The organism is Modestobacter excelsi, assembly GCF_005930495.1.
GTDB lineage: Bacteria > Actinomycetota > Actinomycetes > Mycobacteriales > Geodermatophilaceae > Modestobacter > Modestobacter excelsi.
Genome location: NZ_SJEX01000044.1, coordinates 1 through 15,740 on the forward strand (window position 1 = coordinate 1; position 15,740 = coordinate 15,740).

A 15,740-nucleotide genomic window follows, 5' to 3' on the forward strand; every position below is an offset into this window, starting at 1 on the left:
CACCACGAGCGCCCCCCCGACCACCAGCGCACCGCCGACGACCAGCGCTGCACCCACCACCAGCGCCACGCCCACCACGAGCGCCACGCCCACCACGAGCGCCACGCCCACCACGAGCGCCGCCCCGACCACCAGCGCACCGCCGACCACGAGCGCTGTCCCGACGACCAGCGCTGACCTGACGACGACCAGCGCACCACCCACCACGACCAGCGCACCGCCGACGACGACCAGCGCACCACCCACCACGACCAGCGCACCGTCGACGCCGACCAGCACCACGCCGACCAGCGCGTCCCCGACCAGCGCGTCCCCGAGCTGAGGACGTGGCCGGGGTACCCCTAGGAGGCGGCCCGGCCCCGCTGGCGGTCTGCCTGCTCCGCGTGCTGCGGGTCCCGGCCCATCAGCTCGGTGTAGGCGGCGGTGTGCAGCCGCAGCGCGAGGGCGGCCTCCTCGGCGTCCCGGGCCAGCGCGTCGTCGGCCGCGGGAGCGTCGGCCGCCGTGTCGACGACCTCGGTCAGGTCGGCCAGCACGGCCAGGTGCCGGTCGGCCCGGTCGAGGAGCTCGTGGGCGGCCGCCGTGGAACCGACGAGCCGGCCGAGGGCGGCGCGGAGCCGGCGCCCCTCCGCCTCCAGCCGCGGCAGCACGGCGGGCACGTCACCGAGGTGGGCGCCGGCCCGCTGCGCGACGGCGACCCGTTCCCGAAGCAGCCGGTGGGCCCGGGACACCCGCAGCGCCCGGAGCGCGGCAGCCCGGTTGGGCGTGGTCCGGGGGCGGCACGCGCTGACGGCGAGCACGCCGTCGGCGACGAGGTCGGTGGCGGCGACGACCAGCCGGCTGCGCAGGAGGCGGCGCAGCAGGAACACGGCGGTACCGACCAGCAGCCCGGCGAGGACGAGGCCGACGAGCGCGACGACGATCAGGAACTCGAGCATCCGGCGCTCCACGGGAGTCGGGGGGGTGGGCCCCCCGACTGTGCGCCCTCCCGGCGAGCAGTTCAAGGTCGTCCTGGGTGCACCGTGGTCGCCGGGTGTCACATCGGGCGGACCGGCGGTGCTCTCCTGACATGGACCTGGTTCAGCACGGGCGGCCGGCGGCCACGGTGGACCTGCCGCTGGCCGGTGCGGTCACCGGGCGTGCGTCGTCGCGCGCGGGGAGGAAGGGCGTGGCGGTGTCGGGTCGGGCGCGGGACGCCGTGCGGGCCGACCTCGCCGAGGTCTTCCGCCGCGACTACCAGCGGGTCGTCGGCGTGGCCGCCCGGGTGCTCGGCTCCCGGGACGAGGCCGAGGACGTCGCCCAGGAGGTCTTCCTGGCCTTCGGGCGGTCCGCCGTCCCGGCCGGTGAGGCGCCCGGCTGGCTGTCGGTCGCCGCTGCCCACACCGCGCTGAACCTCATCCGCTCGGGGCGCCGCCGGGCGTCCCGGGAGGAGACCGTCGCCGCCACCGCCGAGGTGGTCGCACCCGACGTCGCGGAGACCGTGCTGACCCGTGAGGACCGCAGCCGGGTGCGCGCCGCGCTCGCCGGGCTGCCCCGCAAGCAGGCCGTGGCCCTGGTGCTGCGGCACAGCGGCCTGAGCTACGCCGAGGTGGCCACGGCACTCGACATGTCCCCCGGCAGCGTGGGCACGACCGTCCGTCGTGCCGAGGCCGCCCTGCGCAAGGAGCTGATCCGTCATGCGTCATCCGACTGAGGGCGTGCTGCGCCGGCTGCTCGACGAGCCGGCCGGTGTCTCCGAGCCCGACCGCGCCCACGTCGCCGGCTGCCCGGTCTGCCTGGCGGGCCTGGCCACCGCCCGCCGGGACGCTGCCGCCGTCGGCACCGCGCTGCAGCCGGCCGGCGAGGGGACCGTGGACGTTCCCGCCGCCTGGCACCGGCTGGCCGGCGCCCTCCCGGCGGGCGGCGCCGAGCCGGCGCCCGCCCCGGTCCGCGCCCGCGCCCGGCGGGCCCGGGCGGTGCTGCGCCGCCCGGTCGTCGCCGCGGTCGCCTTCGCCGCCGTCCTGGCCGGTGCCGGCACCGCCGCCGCCAACGACTGGCTGCCGGTGTTCCGCACCGAGCAGCTGCAGCCGGTGAGCCTGGATCCCGCGGACCTGGTCGCCCTCCCGGACCTGAGCGCCTACGGCGACATCGAGGTCACCGGCGGCGACGGCCCGCAGCAGGTCCCCGACGCAGCCGCCGCGGCGGCGCAGAGCGGGCTCGACGTCCCGGCGGTGGCCACGCTGCCCCGCGGGGTCACCGGCGAGCCCGAGTACCAGGTGGTCGGCGAGCTGGGTGCGACCTTCACCTTCTCGGCCGACCGGGCCGCCCGGGCCGCCGCCGAGAGCGGTGAGCCGGCGCCCCCGCCGCCGGCCGGGCTGGACGGCAGCCAGGTCCGCCTGGTGGCCGGCCCCGGCGTCGCCGCGATCTGGAGGCAGTCCGCCGGCGTCCCGGCCCTGGTCGTCGGCCGGGCCGTGGCGCCCACCGCCTACAGCTCCTCCGGCGTCCCGTTCGAGACGATGCGGGACTACCTGCTGTCCCTGCCCGGGCTGCCCGACGACGTCGCGGCGCAGCTGCGGACCTTCGCCGCCGACGGCTCGACGCTGCCGCTGCCGGTGCCGTCGGACCGGGTGACCACCTCACCCGCCGAGGTGGACAGCGTGCCGGCCACCGTGCTGGAGACCCGGGACCAGGCGCTCGCCGCCGTGCTGTGGGTCGAGGACGGCGTCGTCACCGTCGTCGCCGGGTCGCTGGGCCCGGACGAGGTGCTCGCCGTCGCCGAGGACCTCGACTGACCGTGGCTCCCGACTCCACGGCCCTCGGGGACGGCGCCGTCCGCGCCGCGGCGGACCTGGTGGCCGGGCTGCCGCCGACGGCGGCGGTCTGGTGCACCGGGCTGCGCAAGCGGTACGGGCGGCACCAGGCCGTCGACGGGGTGTCCTTCCAGGTCGCCCGCGGCGAGGTGCTCGGGCTGCTCGGCCCGAACGGCGCCGGCAAGACCACGGTGATCAAGATGCTGCTGGGCCTGGTCCGCCCCGACGCCGGTGAGGTGATGCTCCTCGGGCGCCCGGCCTCCGACCCCCGGGCGCGGGTCCGGGTCGGCTACCTGCCCGAGCTCTTCCGCTACCAGCCGTGGCTGACCGCCACCGAGGTGCTGGCGCTGCACGTCCGGCTGGCCGGCGTCCGGGTGCCGGCGGCCGAGCAGCGGGAGTGCCTGGCGCTGGTGGGCCTCGCCGACCACGCCGCCGACCACGCCGCCGGCCGCGCCGCGGACCGGGTGGGCGGCTTCTCCAAGGGCATGCAGCAGCGGCTGGGGCTCGCCGTCGCGCTCGTCGCCCGGCCGGAGTTCGTCGTCCTGGACGAGCCGACCAGCGCGCTGGACCCGCTGGGCCGGGTCGACGTCCGGGACCTGGTCCTCGCACTCCGGGCCCGCGGGGTGGCGGTGCTGCTGAACTCCCACCTGATCGGGGAGGTCGAGCGGGTCTGCGACCGGGTGGTGATCCTGGACCGCGGCCGGGTCGCGGCCGCCGGCACCCTGACCGAGCTGCTCGGGCAGCGCGAGGTGCGGCTGGAGCTGACCGCGGTGCCGCCGGCCGCGCAGGCACGCCTGGCCGCCGCCGGGGTCGTCGACATCGCCGGCGACTGGGTCACCGTCGCGCTCCCCGCCGACGACGACGGGACGGCGGTGCCCGACCTGGTCGCCGACCTGGTCGCGCTCGGCGTCCGGGTGCACGCGGTCGAGCCCGGGCGGATCAGCCTGGAGGAGCGGCTGCTCGGCATCCTGCGCACCGGCGCGGAGGAGCCCCGGTGACCGCCCGCGTGGTGCTGACCATCGCCGGGCTCACGCTGCGGGAGGCCGCCCGCCGCCGGGTGCTGCGGGCGCTCGCGGTGCTCACCCTCGCGCTCCTCGGGCTCAGCGCCTGGGGCTTCTCCCGGCTGACGGCGACCAGCGACTTCGGCACGCTGACCAGCGGTGAGGCGCGGCTGGTGGCGTCCCAGCTGCTCAACCTGGTGATGTTCGGCCTCAGCCTGATCGCCGCGCTGGGCACCGCGTTCCTGGCCGGCCCGACGCTGTCGGGTGAGGTCGAGTCCGGCATCGCGCTGTCGGTGCTCGCCCGGCCGGTCCGCCGGTCGACGGTGCTGCTGGGCAAGTGGCTGGGGCTGGTCGCGTTCGGCGCCGGGTTCATCGTGGTCGCCGGGCTGTCGCTGTGCCTGGTCGTCCGGCTGACCGTCGACTACTGGCCGCCCCAGCCGGTGGGGGCCCTGGCGCTGCTCGCCGCCCAGACGGTCGTGCTGCTCACGCTGGGGCTGCTGCTGTCGACCGTCATCTCGCCGATGGCCTCGGGCGTGGTCGCGGTGGGGCTGTTCGGGGCCACCTGGATCGCCGGCGTGGTGGGGGGCATCGGCGAGGCGCTGGGCAACGACGGCGTGGCGCGGGTGGGCACGATCTCCCGGGTGCTGCTGCCCACCGACGGGCTGTGGCGCGGGGCCATGCACGCCTTCCAGGACCCGTCGGTGCTGACCCAGCTGGGTCCGGCCTTCGACGGCTTCCCGTTCCTGAGCGAGGCACCGCTGACGCTGGCCTACCTGGCGTGGGCGGCGCTGTGGGTGGCGATGGTCTGGGGCCTGGCCGCGGTGTCCTTCGTCCGCCGCGACCTCTGACACCGGGCCGCTCGGCGGGCGGTGCGTGGGCGCCCGCAGGTCCGGGTAGCGCACGGCCATGAGCGGGAAGACGGCGGCGGACTACGCGGACGACTACACCGACCCGGAGCTGCGTGCCCGGCTCAAGGACGAGATCGAGGCCGGGGACCGTGGCGGCCGGCCGGGTCAGTGGAGCGCCCGGAAGAGCCAGCTGCTGACCCACGAGTACGAGGCGCAGGGCGGCGGCTACCGGCACGAGGGCGAGCGCACGGCGTCCCAGCAGCACCTCGCCGGGTGGACGCGCCAGGACTGGCACACCGCCGACGGCAGCACCGGCGCCCGGGGCGAGGACGGCACCGAGCGCTACCTGCCCGACGCCGCGTGGCAGCTGCTCAGCGAGGAGGAGCAGCAGGCCACCGACCGCGTGAAGCGGCAAGGCGACACCCAGCACGTGCCCAACACCCCGGCGGCCCAGGAGGCGCGCGCGGCCGCCGAGCTGGTCGACGCCGCCGCCCCGGAGGCCCGCGAACGGGTGCGGTCGATGCACGGCGAGACGCAGCTCGACCGCGCCGAGCAGGCCGAGCGGGAGCTCGGGAAGGGGCGGAAGACCGTGCTGGAGCAGATCGAGCGGCAGCGGGCCGCCGACGAGCAGGCCGGCGGCTGACTCACCCGGCGACGTGCACGACCGCCTCGACCTCGACCGCGATGTCGAAGGGCAGCTCGGCCATGCCGACCGCCGAGCGGGCACCGCGGCCCTGCTCGCCGAGGACCTCGATCAACAGGTCGGAGCAGCCGTCGATGACGGCCGGGGTGCGGGTGAAGCCCGGCCGGCAGTTGACCATCCCGAACAGCTTCACCACCCCGCGGACCCGGTCGAGGTCGCCCAGCTCGGCCCGCATCGCCGCGAGCAGCTGCAACCCGGTCAGCCGGGCAGCGGCCCGGGCCGTCGCCAGGTCCAGGCCGCCGTCGCCCACCTTCCCGGTCACCAGGCCGCCGTCCGGCTGGACCGGGCCCATCCCGGAGAGGAAGAACAGGTCCCCGGCGAGCCGGCCGGGGACGTAGTTGCCCGCCGGGCCCCGGGGGGCCGGCAGCTCGATGCCGAGTTCTCGCAGTCGCGTGTCGACGTCCATGGGCCGATGGTGGCGCGGTGGCCATGGCCGCGACAGGCCCCGAGGGACAGGATGCCCAGATGACCAGTGACCAGGCCCCCGTCCGGCTCGAGCGCGACGGGGACGTCGCCGTGGTGGTGCTGGACCACCCGCCGCTCAACCTCTTCGACCAGGCGGTGTTCGCCGGGCTCGAGGACGTCGTGGAGCAGCTCCGCGAGCTGACCGGCCCGGGTGCGCCGGACCGGGCCCGCGCGGTGCTCGTCGAGGCCCGCGGGAAGGTCGTCTCCGGCGGGGTCGACGTCGCCCTGTTCTCCGCGATCGCCGAGGGCGAGGACGCCGCCCAGCACGGCGCGGTGCTCTGGCGGCGGCTGCTGCGGATCACCCAGGCGGTCGAGGACCTGCCGGTGCCGACGGTGTTCGCCGCCCACGGCCTCACCCTGACGGCGGCGTTCGAGCTGGCGCTGGCCTGCGACCTGCTGCTCGCCTCCGAGAGGGCGTCCTTCGGCCTGGTGGAGCGGGTCGTCGGCCTGTCCCCGTCGATGGGCGGACCGCAGCGGCTGGCCGAGCGCGCCGGACCGGCCCGCGCGAAGGAGCTGGTCTACACCGGCAAGCGGTACCCGGCCGCCACGCTGGAGCGGTGGGACGTGGTCACCGAGGTGCTGCCCGAGGACGGCTTCTCCGACGCCGTGCACGACTACGTCCGCGACCTGGCCGCCGGCCCGACGCTGGCCCACGCGGTGACCAAGCGGCTGGTCACCACCGCCGTCCGGGACGGCGTGCGGGCCGCCGACGACCTCACCCCGGCGCTGTCCGGCGCGCTGTTCGGCAGCGCCGACCTGCGCGCGGCGGTCGCCGGCTTCCTCCGGGAGGGTCCGGGGAAGGCGACCTTCGACGGTCGCTGAGCGGACCCGCGGCGGTCAGCGACGGTGCCAGCGCAGCGTGCCGGCCGCCGTCGTGCCCAGCACGGCCAGGGACAGGCCGGCGCTGCGCGGCGCGACGTCCCCGCCGCGGCGCGCCACCAGCACCGCGGCGGCGTCGAGCAGGGTGAGCAGCAGCGTCACCTCGGTGGTGCGGCGCGCCTGCGGCGGCGGGGTGACCAGCAGCGCGGCACCCATCGCGATGTTCCGGGCGGCGATCAGCCGGACCAGCAGCGGCAGCGCCCGGTCGGTCTGCGCCGCGGTGCCGTCCACCCCCAGCACGCTGGTGATCGCCCGGGGCGCGAACAGCGCGCCGGTGCCCAACCAGATCGACAGTGTCCCGATGCTCTTGCGGGTGACGTCCCATTCGCCGGCCATGGCCGGTCACTGCCCGGCCGGGGACGCGGTCAACCGGCGCCCGGTGGCGATGAGGACCAGGACGAGGGCCAGGAACGGCAGCGTGACCGCGCTGGCCACCAGGTCGCTGACGGTGGCGACGGTGAACGCTCCCACGCCCGGGGCGTCCAGCGGGCCGAGCACCCGGTGCAGTCCCAGCGCGGCGACCGAGGCGGGGACGGTCAGCAGCGCGGAGACCGCCCCGCCGCAGACCACACCGGCGAGCACCGTCCCCGGTGCGGTGCGGACGGCGCGCCAGGCCAGGCCGGTCCCCCGCCGCAGCGCACCCGCCGGAGCCGGTCGACCGGTCCCGGGGAGCTCGGCCAGGGCGCCGGTGACCCACAGCTGGGCGACCAGCGCCGTCGCGAACCCGACCACGTCGACGGCGACGGCGGCCGCGACCCGGGGGTCGTCCCACACCAGCACCTGACGCAGGACGTCGGGCACCGTGTTGACCAGCGTGGCCGCGAGGGAGGTCAGGTAGGCCGCCCGCCAGTGCCTGACCAGCAGCTGCACGGCCGCGCGCAGCACGCCTGGGACGGAGCGTCCGGCGTCGCTCACCGCTTGGTCGCCACCAGGGCCGTCCAGCAACCCGCGAACCGGGTCTCCTGCCCGGTGACGGTGAGCCCGGCGGCCGAGCAGGCGGCGGCGAGCCCGGCCGGGGTGGGCCGGTCGCCGTCGGAGGGGTGGCGGGAGACGGCCCGCAGCGGACGGCTGTCGACGATCCGCGCGGTCATCTCGCAGGAGAACAGCCGCCCGCCGGGACGCAGGACGCGCGCTGCCTCCCGGACGACGTCCCGCCAGGCGTCGGCGTGGTGCAGCACGTGGTAGCCGAACACGGCGTCGTAGGAGCCTGCCGCCGCCGTCAGCGCGGTCGCGTCGCCCACCTGCACCTCGACCCGGTCGCCGAGGTCGCGCACCGCCGCCCGGCACGCCGCCACGCTCGCCTGGTGCAGCTCGACGCCGTCGACCCGGGCAGCCCCGAACAGGTCGAGCGCCAGCCGGAGGCCGGTGCCGCGGCGGCCGCTGCCCAGCTCCAGGGCCCGGCCGCCGGACACCGGGCCGCCCAGCCGCAGCAGCACCGGGGCCTCGAACCGCCGCTGCACCAGGGCGCGGGGGCGGGAGTCCACCCAGACCCGGTTGGCGTCCAGGTAGGTCGGGTGGACAGCGGCGGGTGCACGGTCGGGCGGAATCGGGGGCACGACCCGGTGGTCCCCGCTCCGGGTGCCGGTAAAACGGCGGCGCCGCCGCGCGGGTCCCGCGACCGGGCCGCAGTCGCTACCGTCCGGCGGGTGCCCGGACCCTCCATCCGCTTGGTCGTCCCCTACTTCGGCGACCGGCCGTCGTACTTCCCGCTCGTCGTCCGCAGCATGGCCGCCAACCCCGACGTCGACTGGCTCCTGCTCACCGACGCGCCGGTGCCCGGGGCACCACCCAACCTGACCGTGCAGCGGTGGGACTTCCCCGACCTGGTGGCCCGCGTCCAGCGCTCCTTCGACTTCCCGCTCGCGATCGAGAGCCCGTACAAGCTGTGCGACCTCCGGCCGGCCTTCGGCGAGGTCTTCGCCGACGAGCTGGCCGGCTGCGACTTCTGGGGGCACTGCGACCTCGACGTGCTGTTCGGCCGGGTCCGGGACCACCTCCCGGCCGAGGCGTTCGCCGCCGACAAGGTGCTGGTGCAGGGCAACTTCGCGCTCTACCGGAACACCCCCGACGCCGCCGGCTGGTTCCGCCACGAGATCGACGGGGTCAGCTACCGGGACGTGCTGACCGACCCGGCGGCCCGGCACTTCGACGAGTGGGCGGGCATCTTCCACCTCCTGCGCGACCTCGAGGTGCCGATCTGGCAGGAGGAGACGATCTTCGACCTCTCGTTCGCCCGCTACCGGACGCGGGCGGAGCACCCACCCGGGCGCGACCCCCGTCGCTACGCCTGGGAGGAGGGCGAGGTCTGCGAGTACCGGCTGGACCGCGGCCAGGTCGTCCGGCGCACGGCGCTCCTGGTGCACCTGCAGAAGCGGACGATGCGGGCACCCTCGGCCGACGTGCTCGCGGCGGACCGGTACTGGATCACGGCCAACGGCTTCGCCGTGCAGGAGCGGGTGTCGCCGTGGACGGTCCGTGCGGCCCGGGTCCCGGCCGGCCGCGAGCTGGTCGGGCTCTACGTGCGACGGGCACGGCGGGCCGTCCGCCGCCGCGCCGCCCGGCGGGCCCGCGAGCGCGCGCAGCCGCGCGGAGCTGCTCCTACCCTCGAGAGGTGACCGTCGCCCCGCACCTGAGCGTCCACCTCGGCAACCGGTTCGTCCGCGAGCTCCCCGAGCTGACCGTCCCCTGGCAGGCCGACCGCGCGCCCGCTCCGCAGCTGCTCGTGCTCAACGAGCCGCTCGCCGGCGAGCTCGGCCTCGACCCGGCGCAGCTGCGCAGCGCCGACGGGGTGCGGCTGCTCCTGGGCAACGACGTCCCGGCCGGTGCGACGCCGGTGGCCCAGGCCTACGCCGGGCACCAGTTCGGCGGGTTCGTCCCCCGGCTCGGTGACGGCCGCGCCCTCCTGCTCGGCGAGCTCGTCGACACCGAGGGCCGGCTCCGCGACCTGCACCTCAAGGGCTCGGGCCGCACCCCGTTCGCCCGCGGCGGCGACGGGCTGGCCGCGGTCGGGCCGATGCTGCGCGAGTACGTGGTCAGCGAGGCGATGCACGCCCTCGGCATCCCCACCACCCGCTCGCTGGCCGTGGTGGCGACCGGACGCGAGGTGCGCCGGGAGACCGCGCTGCCCGGCGCGGTGCTCACCCGGGTCGCCAGCAGCCACCTGCGGGTCGGCAGCTTCCAGTACGCCCGGGCCACCGGGGACGTCGACCTGCTGCGCCGGCTGGCCGACCACGCCATCTCCCGGCACCACCCCGCCGCCGCCGACGCCGAGCTCCCCGCGCTGGCGCTGTTCGAGGCGGTGGTCAGCGCCCAGGCCGAGCTGGTCGCCCGGTGGATGCTCGTCGGGTTCGTGCACGGCGTGATGAACACCGACAACATGACCATCTCCGGCGAGACGATCGACTACGGCCCGTGCGCCTTCATGGAGGCCTACGACCCGGCGACGGTGTACAGCTCCATCGACCACCGCGGCCGCTACGCCTACGGCAACCAGCCGGGAGTGGCCGAGTGGGACCTCGCCCGGCTGGCCGAGGCGCTGCTGCCGCTGCTCGCCGACGAGCAGGAGCAGGCCGTCGAGCTCGCGGTGGCGGCCCTCGACGGGTTCCGTCCGCAGTACGACGACGCCTGGACGGCGGGCATGCGGGCCAAGCTCGGCCTGCCCGCCGGGGGAGACGACGGCGTCGTCGGCCCGCTGGTCGACGACCTGCTCGCCCTGCTGCAGGCCGACCACGTCGACCTCACCTCGTTCTGCCGTGCCCTGGGTGCGGCGGCCCGCGGCGGCGCCGAGCCGGTCCGGGTCCTGTTCCTCGACCTCGCCGGCATCGACGGCTGGCTGGCCCGCTGGCGGACCCTGGCCCCGGACGCCGACGCGATGGACCGGGTCAACCCGGTCTACGTCCCCCGCAACCAGCTGGTCGAGGAGGCGCTCACCGCGGCGACCGCAGGCGACCTCGACCCGCTGCACCGGCTGCTGGACGCGGTGACCTCGCCCTTCACCGAGCGCCCCGGCCTGGCGCGGTACGCCGCTCCCGCACCGGTCGACTTCGGCGTCTACCGGACCTTCTGCGGCACCTGAGGGCTCACGGCACCACGAGGGCCACCAGCTCGACGACGGCGTCGACCAGCAGCTCACCGTCGGTCAGCACGGCGTCGCCGTGCTCCGCGCCGGGCACCTCGACCAGCCGGTGCAGCCGCCCGGCGGCGTGCGCGACCTGCCGGCTCTGCGCCGGGGGCACGACGGTGTCGCCGCTGCCGTGGACGACCGTCGTCGGGACGGTGACCTCGGCGATCTGCCGCGCCACCGGGTACCGGTCGCGCAGCAGCTGCCGGACCGGCAGGTGGGGGTAGCGGCCGCTGCCCGCGGCCGCGAGGTCCACGAACGGGGAGCGAAGCACCAGGCCCGCCGGCGGGTGCTCGACGGCCAGCTCGGTGACGACCGCGCAGCCGAGGCTCTCGCCCAGGTAGAGCAGCCGGTCCGGGCGGACGCCGGCCCCGAGCAGGTGGCTGCGGGCGGCGCGCACGTCGAGGGCCAGGCCCGCCTCGCTCGGGCTGCCCGGGTTGCCCCCGTAGCCGCGGTAGTCGAACAGCAGCACGCCCAGCCCGGCCACCGACAGCGCCCGGGCCAGCGGCGCCCGCAGCACCCGCGAGCCGCCGTTGCCGCCGGCCACGAGGACCGTCGGCGCGTCCGCCGAGGGGGCGGGCACCCACCAGGCACCGAGCTCGAGGCCGTCCGCCGTGGTCAGCCGGACGTCGCGACCGCCGGCCACGACGTCGGCGGCGGCCGGCACGGGCCCGTCGTCGGGGAAGTAGACGAGCCGCCGCTGCAGCGCCCAGAGCAGCCCCGTCAGGACGAGGACCGGGACGAGCACCACGACCACGAGGACGACCCCTGCCGCCCGGAGCACCTGCCGCACGTCCCCATCGTCCCGGCTGGGTCGCTCCGCCGCTGTGCGCCTCGGGACCAGCAGCCAGGTCAGGTGGTCGTCGGTGGAGACCAGGCGGGCCCCGGCCGTCGGGGCGACGGCCGGGGCCCCTCGTCAGCTGGCTCCTGAGCGGGTCAGGAGGACAGGTCGAACACCGTGGTGCTGTCGTAGGTCTCCCCCGGGCGCAGCACGGTGGACGGGAACTGCGGCTGGTTCGGGGAGTCCGGGAAGTGCTGGGTCTCCAGGGCCAGTCCGTCGCTCTGCCGGTAGATGCGACCGCTGGTCCCGACCAGCGTGCCGTCCAGGAAGTTGCCCGAGTAGAACTGGATGCCGGGCTCGGTGGTCTCGATCGTCAGCGTCCGGCCGCTGTCCGGGTCGAACAGCCGGGCCGCCGGCTCCAGGGCGTCCTCGCTGTCCGAGCCCTCCCGCGCGCCGTTGTCCACGCGGTCCAGCGCCCAGTTGTGGTCGTAGCCCTGGCCGTAGAGCAGCTGCTGGTCGTCCTCCCGGATGCGCGCCCCGATGGGGGTCGGCTCGCGGAAGTCGAACGGCGTGCCCGCGACCGGCGCGATCTCACCGGTCGGGATCAGCTCCTCGTCGACCGGCGTGTAGCCGCTCGCGTTGAGCTGCAGCTCGTGGTCGTAGATGGTGCCCGACCCCTCGCCCGACAGGTTCCAGTAGGTGTGGTTGGTCAGGTTCACCACGGTCGGGGCGTCGGTCGTCGCCTCGTAGTGCACCGAGAGCCGCTCCTCGTCGTCGAGGGAGTAGGTCACGGTGGTGGTGAGCGTGCCGGGGAAGCCCATGTCGCCGTCCGGGCTCACCAGGGTCAGCTCCAGGGCGGCCACGTCCCGGTCGCCGACCGGGGTGGCCGACCAGACCTTGGTGTCGAAGCCCTGCGTCCCGCCGTGCAGGGTGTTGTCGTTGTTGTTCAGCGGCAGCTGGTAGGTCTGCCCGTCCAGCTCGAAGGTGCCACCGGCGATCCGGTTGCCGTAGCGGCCGATGAGGGCGCCGAAGTAGGGGCCGGGGTTGTTGTTCTCGATGTAGCCGGCCAGGTCGGCGAACCCGAGGACGACGTTGTCCACCTCACCGCGGGCGTCCGGGACCTCCAGCGACTGCACGATGCCGCCGTAGGTGAGCACGCGGACGGTCATGTCGCCGTTGGTCAGCGTCCAGCGCTCCACCGCGGTGCCGTCGGGCGTGGTGCCGAACGGCTCCACCGTCGTGCTCGCGTGTCCGTGGGAGCCGCCGCCCCACCCGCCGTCGGTGGCCCCGGCCGGGGTGGCCACGGTGCCGGCGAGCAGGCCGGCGCTGAGCGTGGCGACGAGCGGCCAGCGGCGCCGTCGCCGGCGGGGCGCCGGCGCGGCGGCGGCCGGGAGGTGGGCAGGGGGTGGTGCCAGACGTCCAGGCATGGAGAACTCCGTGTCCGTTGCGGTCCACCGGCGTCGTCGCGCGGTGGTCGGGGGCACGGCAGTTCCGGGCGCCGGCGGACGTGCAGGGTGTGCCCCCCGTGCCGTCCTAGAACGACCCGACCGTAGGGAGACGGCCGAAGCGGTGTCAATGGCAGCGCACAGCCCACTCACGGCGTGGCCACAGACCGGGAGCGCGGAGTGACGCCAGGTAGTCCAGGTGCTGGTGGTCGGGGCGGTCGGCCGTCCTGCTCCCCCGGTCCGCCGGCCCGGTTAGGGTCGGGCGGTGATCCGGGCAGGCCGGGCCGAGCACGAGCTGGCCGTGGACGTGGTGCGCTCCACGCGCGCCCTGCTGTGCGTCGTCGACGGCGCCGACCGGCTGCTCCTGGTCAACCCGGCGATGGAGCGGTTCACCGGCAGGCCGGCCGCGGACCTGGTCGGCCGCCCGTTCCACGACGTCTACGTGGCGCCCGAGCACCGGCTGCTCGCGCAGGACGCGATCGCCCGCTCCATGGCGACGGGGACCACGTTCCCGCAGGAGGGCGACTGGCTGGCCGCCGGCGGGGTGCGCCGTCGCGTCTCGATGACGATCGACGTGCTGCGGGACGACACCGGTGCCCCGTGGGCGCTGGCCTGCCTGGGGCTCGACGTCACCGAGGAGCGCGAGCGCGAGGCAGCCCTGCGCCGGCGGGCGCACACGGACGTGCTGACCGGCCTGCCCAACCGCAGCGCCCTGTTCGATGCGCTCCGTCAGCACCTCGACGCCGAGCACGGGAGCGGATGCGGGCTGCTGTTCTGCGACCTCGACGGCTTCAAGCAGGTCAACGACCGGCACGGGCACGCGGTGGGTGACCGGCTGCTGGCCGATGCGGCCGCCCGCCTGCAGTCCCTGGCCGGGCCGTCGGACCTGGTGGCCCGGCTGGGCGGGGACGAGTTCGTGGTCGTCTGCCCCGGCGGGGCGAGCGCGCGGCTGGGCATGCTGGCCGCGGAGGTCTCCACCGCGTTCCGGCGTCCCTTCGCCAACCCGGCGGGTGAGCTCACCATCGGCGTGAGCATCGGCCACGCCGTGGGCGAGCCCGGGGAGGCCCCGGACCGGCTGGTGGCCCGGGCGGACCACGCCATGTACGGCGCCAAGTCGCGCCGCCGGCGGCGTGACCCCCGCCGCCCGGGGTGACCCTCAGCCCCGGTGGGCGTCCAGCCAGGCGACGACGTCGTCGAGCACCTGCTCCTGCTCGGGTTCGTTGTGCGGCTCGTGGTACAGCCCCGGGTAGACCGTGCGGGTGACGTCGGTCGAGCCGGCGGAGGCGGGGACCAGCTCACTGCTCGCCGTGGGCACCAGCCGGTCGGCGCCGCCGTGCAGCACGAGCAGCGGCATGGTCAGCGAGCGGAGCCGCGCGGGCATCGCCGCGGCGGTGGTCATCATCTCCGCGCCGGTGCGGGCCCGGACCTTGCCGGTGTGGTTCAGCGGGTCGGCGCGGTAGGCGGCCACCACCGCGGGGTCGCGGCTGATCGTCTCGGCGTCCAGGGTGAGCACGCCGAGGTCGGGCAGCACCCGGGACAGCACCGGCGCCGCGAGTTGCTGCACCTTCGTGGCCGCACCGGTGTCCAGCGCCGGGGCGGAGACGACCGCGCCGCGGATGCGGTCGTCCGGGGTGCCGGTGAGGTACTGCAGCGCGATGAGCCCGCCGAGGCTGTGGCCGTAGACGAACAGCGGTGCGCCGGGGTGCCGCTGGGCCGCCAGCGGCACCAGCTGACCGACCCCGGCAACGGTGCCGGCCATGCTGCCGATGTTGCCGCGCACGCCGGGCGAGCGGCCGTGGCCCGGGTGGTCGACGGCGTAGCTCGCGTAGCCGGCCCGCGCCAGCCGCTCCGCCACGTGGGCGTAGCGACCGCCGTGCTCGTGCAGCCCGTGCACCAGCACGACCACCCCGGCCGGGACGTCGACGGTCCACCCGGCCCAGTGCTGACCCGACGGCAGCGTCCCCTCGGTCGCCGGCTCGGTCATCGGAGCGCCTCCTGCTCGGTCGGTGGTCGTGCCGACGTGCAGTCTGCCCGACCCGCTGTGAGCGACGGCACCGACCGATCTGGTCGGCTCGCCGACCGGATCGGTCGGTAAGCGGGTTATCGTCGTCCCGTGGCCCGCCCGTTCCGTCAGCAGATCGACGCGGGCATCCTCGACCGGGCAGCGGCGCTGTTCGCCCGGCACGGCTTCGAGCAGACCTCGGTCCAGGCGGTCGCTGACGCGGTCGGGCTGTCCAAGGCCGGCCTGCTGCACCACTTCCCGAGCAAGGACGCCCTGCACGAGGCCGTGCGCGCGCAGGTCGACACGCTCGGGCGCCGCGCACTGGACCAGGTGCGCGACCTCCCGCCGGGCGCCGCGCGCGACCACCGCGCGATCGAGGTGCTCGTCGACACCGCGCTGGCGCACCCGGGGCTGGTGTCCCTCCTGCTCACGCCGGTCACCCAGGGGGGCGCGGTGGTCGAGGCGGACACCGACCCGGCGGGCCTCTGGGCCTTCGCGGCCTTCGGCGTCGACCCCCGGACCGCCGAGCGCGAGCGCTGCGTCCGGGTGGCCGGCGCCCTGGTCGCGCTCGCCGTCCTCGCCCTCCGCGCCCAGCAGGACGGCGAGGCCGCCCTGCTCCGGCCGCACATCATCGCCACCAGCTTCGACGCGCTCGGCCACCGCCGTCCCGGCGCTCCCCCGACCGGTCCCGTCCAGGTGGAGGCCTGATC

19 protein-coding genes are annotated in these 15,740 nt (G+C 76.2%); 10 read left to right on the forward strand and 9 right to left on the reverse strand.

Features of this window, described 5'->3' with window-relative positions:
* Both FHL80_RS25595 and FHL80_RS14820 read right to left on the reverse strand, forming a co-directional pair.
* Positions 1-282 (reverse strand): hypothetical protein (locus FHL80_RS25595; protein WP_216870745.1); only part of this gene is annotated, 282 nt, incomplete at its 3' end.
* A 59-nt stretch (positions 283-341) separates the two neighbouring features.
* Entirely contained in the window at positions 342-935 is a 594-nt protein-coding gene (locus tag FHL80_RS14820; RefSeq protein ID WP_138734163.1) for a hypothetical protein, read from the reverse strand.
* A 131-nt stretch (positions 936-1,066) separates the two neighbouring features.
* Here FHL80_RS14820 and FHL80_RS14825 point away from each other — a divergent pair, with 131 nt between their 5' ends.
* From FHL80_RS14825 to FHL80_RS14845, 5 genes are read left to right on the forward strand one after another with little or no spacing between them, the layout of a single operon-like run.
* On the forward strand, positions 1,067-1,690 hold the full coding sequence (locus FHL80_RS14825) for a sigma-70 family RNA polymerase sigma factor (RefSeq protein ID WP_246078693.1): 624 nt from the start codon (positions 1,067-1,069) through the stop codon (positions 1,688-1,690).
* Positions 1,674-2,768, forward strand: coding sequence for a hypothetical protein (locus FHL80_RS14830; RefSeq protein WP_138734164.1), 1,095 nt, complete (start codon positions 1,674-1,676; stop codon positions 2,766-2,768). The genes FHL80_RS14825 and FHL80_RS14830 overlap by 17 nt, the downstream gene beginning before the upstream one ends.
* A 2-nt stretch (positions 2,769-2,770) precedes the next feature.
* Positions 2,771-3,784, forward strand: coding sequence for an ABC transporter ATP-binding protein (locus tag FHL80_RS14835; RefSeq protein ID WP_138734165.1), 1,014 nt, complete (start codon positions 2,771-2,773; stop codon positions 3,782-3,784).
* Positions 3,781-4,635, forward strand: coding sequence for an ABC transporter permease subunit (locus FHL80_RS14840; RefSeq protein ID WP_138734166.1), 855 nt, complete (start codon positions 3,781-3,783; stop codon positions 4,633-4,635). Before FHL80_RS14835 ends, FHL80_RS14840 begins: the two co-directional genes overlap by 4 nt.
* A gap of 58 nt (positions 4,636-4,693) precedes the next feature.
* Positions 4,694-5,278 (forward strand): hypothetical protein, encoded by a 585-nt coding sequence (locus FHL80_RS14845; RefSeq protein WP_138734167.1) that lies wholly within the window; start codon positions 4,694-4,696, stop codon positions 5,276-5,278.
* Position 5,279: 1 nt separating this feature from the next.
* Here FHL80_RS14845 and FHL80_RS14850 read toward each other — a convergent pair whose 3' ends face one another.
* Entirely contained in the window at positions 5,280-5,744 is a 465-nt protein-coding gene (locus FHL80_RS14850) for a RidA family protein (protein WP_138734168.1), read from the reverse strand.
* Between the two features lie 59 nt (positions 5,745-5,803).
* On the opposite strand from FHL80_RS14850, the gene FHL80_RS14855 reads away from it, so the two are divergent.
* Complete coding sequence (locus tag FHL80_RS14855) at positions 5,804-6,625, forward strand: enoyl-CoA hydratase/isomerase family protein (protein WP_138734169.1); 822 nt, start codon at positions 5,804-5,806, stop codon at positions 6,623-6,625.
* Positions 6,626-6,640: 15 nt separating this feature from the next.
* Here the strand turns inward: FHL80_RS14855 and FHL80_RS14860 are convergent, their stop codons facing one another.
* From FHL80_RS14860 to FHL80_RS14870, 3 genes are read right to left on the reverse strand one after another with little or no spacing between them, the layout of a single operon-like run.
* Positions 6,641-7,018 carry a DUF4267 domain-containing protein gene (locus FHL80_RS14860; RefSeq protein WP_138734170.1) on the reverse strand — a complete coding sequence of 126 codons (378 nt, stop codon included), beginning with the start codon at positions 7,016-7,018 and terminating at the stop codon, positions 6,641-6,643.
* Between the two features lie 6 nt (positions 7,019-7,024).
* Positions 7,025-7,597, reverse strand: a complete 573-nt coding sequence (locus FHL80_RS14865; protein WP_138734171.1) for a hypothetical protein — start codon at positions 7,595-7,597, stop codon at positions 7,025-7,027.
* Entirely contained in the window at positions 7,594-8,238 is a 645-nt protein-coding gene (locus FHL80_RS14870) for a class I SAM-dependent methyltransferase (protein WP_246078694.1), read from the reverse strand. The genes FHL80_RS14865 and FHL80_RS14870 overlap by 4 nt, the downstream gene beginning before the upstream one ends.
* Before the next feature lie 90 nt (positions 8,239-8,328).
* Here FHL80_RS14870 and FHL80_RS14875 point away from each other — a divergent pair, with 90 nt between their 5' ends.
* Positions 8,329-9,297 (forward strand): DUF6625 family protein, encoded by a 969-nt coding sequence (locus FHL80_RS14875; protein ID WP_138734172.1) that lies wholly within the window; start codon positions 8,329-8,331, stop codon positions 9,295-9,297.
* The gene (locus tag FHL80_RS14880) at positions 9,294-10,757 is read left to right on the forward strand and encodes a protein adenylyltransferase SelO (protein WP_138734173.1); all 1,464 of its coding nucleotides are present in this window, start codon (positions 9,294-9,296) and stop codon (positions 10,755-10,757) included. Before FHL80_RS14875 ends, FHL80_RS14880 begins: the two co-directional genes overlap by 4 nt.
* 4 nt (positions 10,758-10,761) lie before the next feature.
* On the opposite strand, the gene FHL80_RS14885 is transcribed toward FHL80_RS14880, so the two are convergent.
* Both FHL80_RS14885 and FHL80_RS14890 read right to left on the reverse strand, forming a co-directional pair.
* Positions 10,762-11,595, reverse strand: a complete 834-nt coding sequence (locus tag FHL80_RS14885; RefSeq protein ID WP_216870746.1) for an alpha/beta hydrolase — start codon at positions 11,593-11,595, stop codon at positions 10,762-10,764.
* 143 nt (positions 11,596-11,738) lie between these two features.
* Positions 11,739-13,010: an aldose epimerase family protein gene (locus FHL80_RS14890; protein ID WP_138734174.1), complete on the reverse strand. Its 1,272-nt coding sequence runs from the start codon at positions 13,008-13,010 to the stop codon at positions 11,739-11,741.
* 283 nt (positions 13,011-13,293) lie between these two features.
* Between FHL80_RS14890 and FHL80_RS14895 the strand changes: the two genes are divergently transcribed.
* Positions 13,294-14,181 carry a sensor domain-containing diguanylate cyclase gene (locus tag FHL80_RS14895; RefSeq protein WP_138734175.1) on the forward strand — a complete coding sequence of 296 codons (888 nt, stop codon included), beginning with the start codon at positions 13,294-13,296 and terminating at the stop codon, positions 14,179-14,181.
* Between the two features lie 3 nt (positions 14,182-14,184).
* Here the strand turns inward: FHL80_RS14895 and FHL80_RS14900 are convergent, their stop codons facing one another.
* On the reverse strand, positions 14,185-15,012 hold the full coding sequence (locus FHL80_RS14900; RefSeq protein WP_138734176.1) for an alpha/beta hydrolase: 828 nt from the start codon (positions 15,010-15,012) through the stop codon (positions 14,185-14,187).
* 129 nt (positions 15,013-15,141) lie between these two features.
* On the opposite strand from FHL80_RS14900, the gene FHL80_RS14905 reads away from it, so the two are divergent.
* Entirely contained in the window at positions 15,142-15,738 is a 597-nt protein-coding gene (locus FHL80_RS14905) for a TetR/AcrR family transcriptional regulator (protein WP_138734177.1), read from the forward strand.
* Positions 15,739-15,740 lie beyond the last annotated feature (2 nt).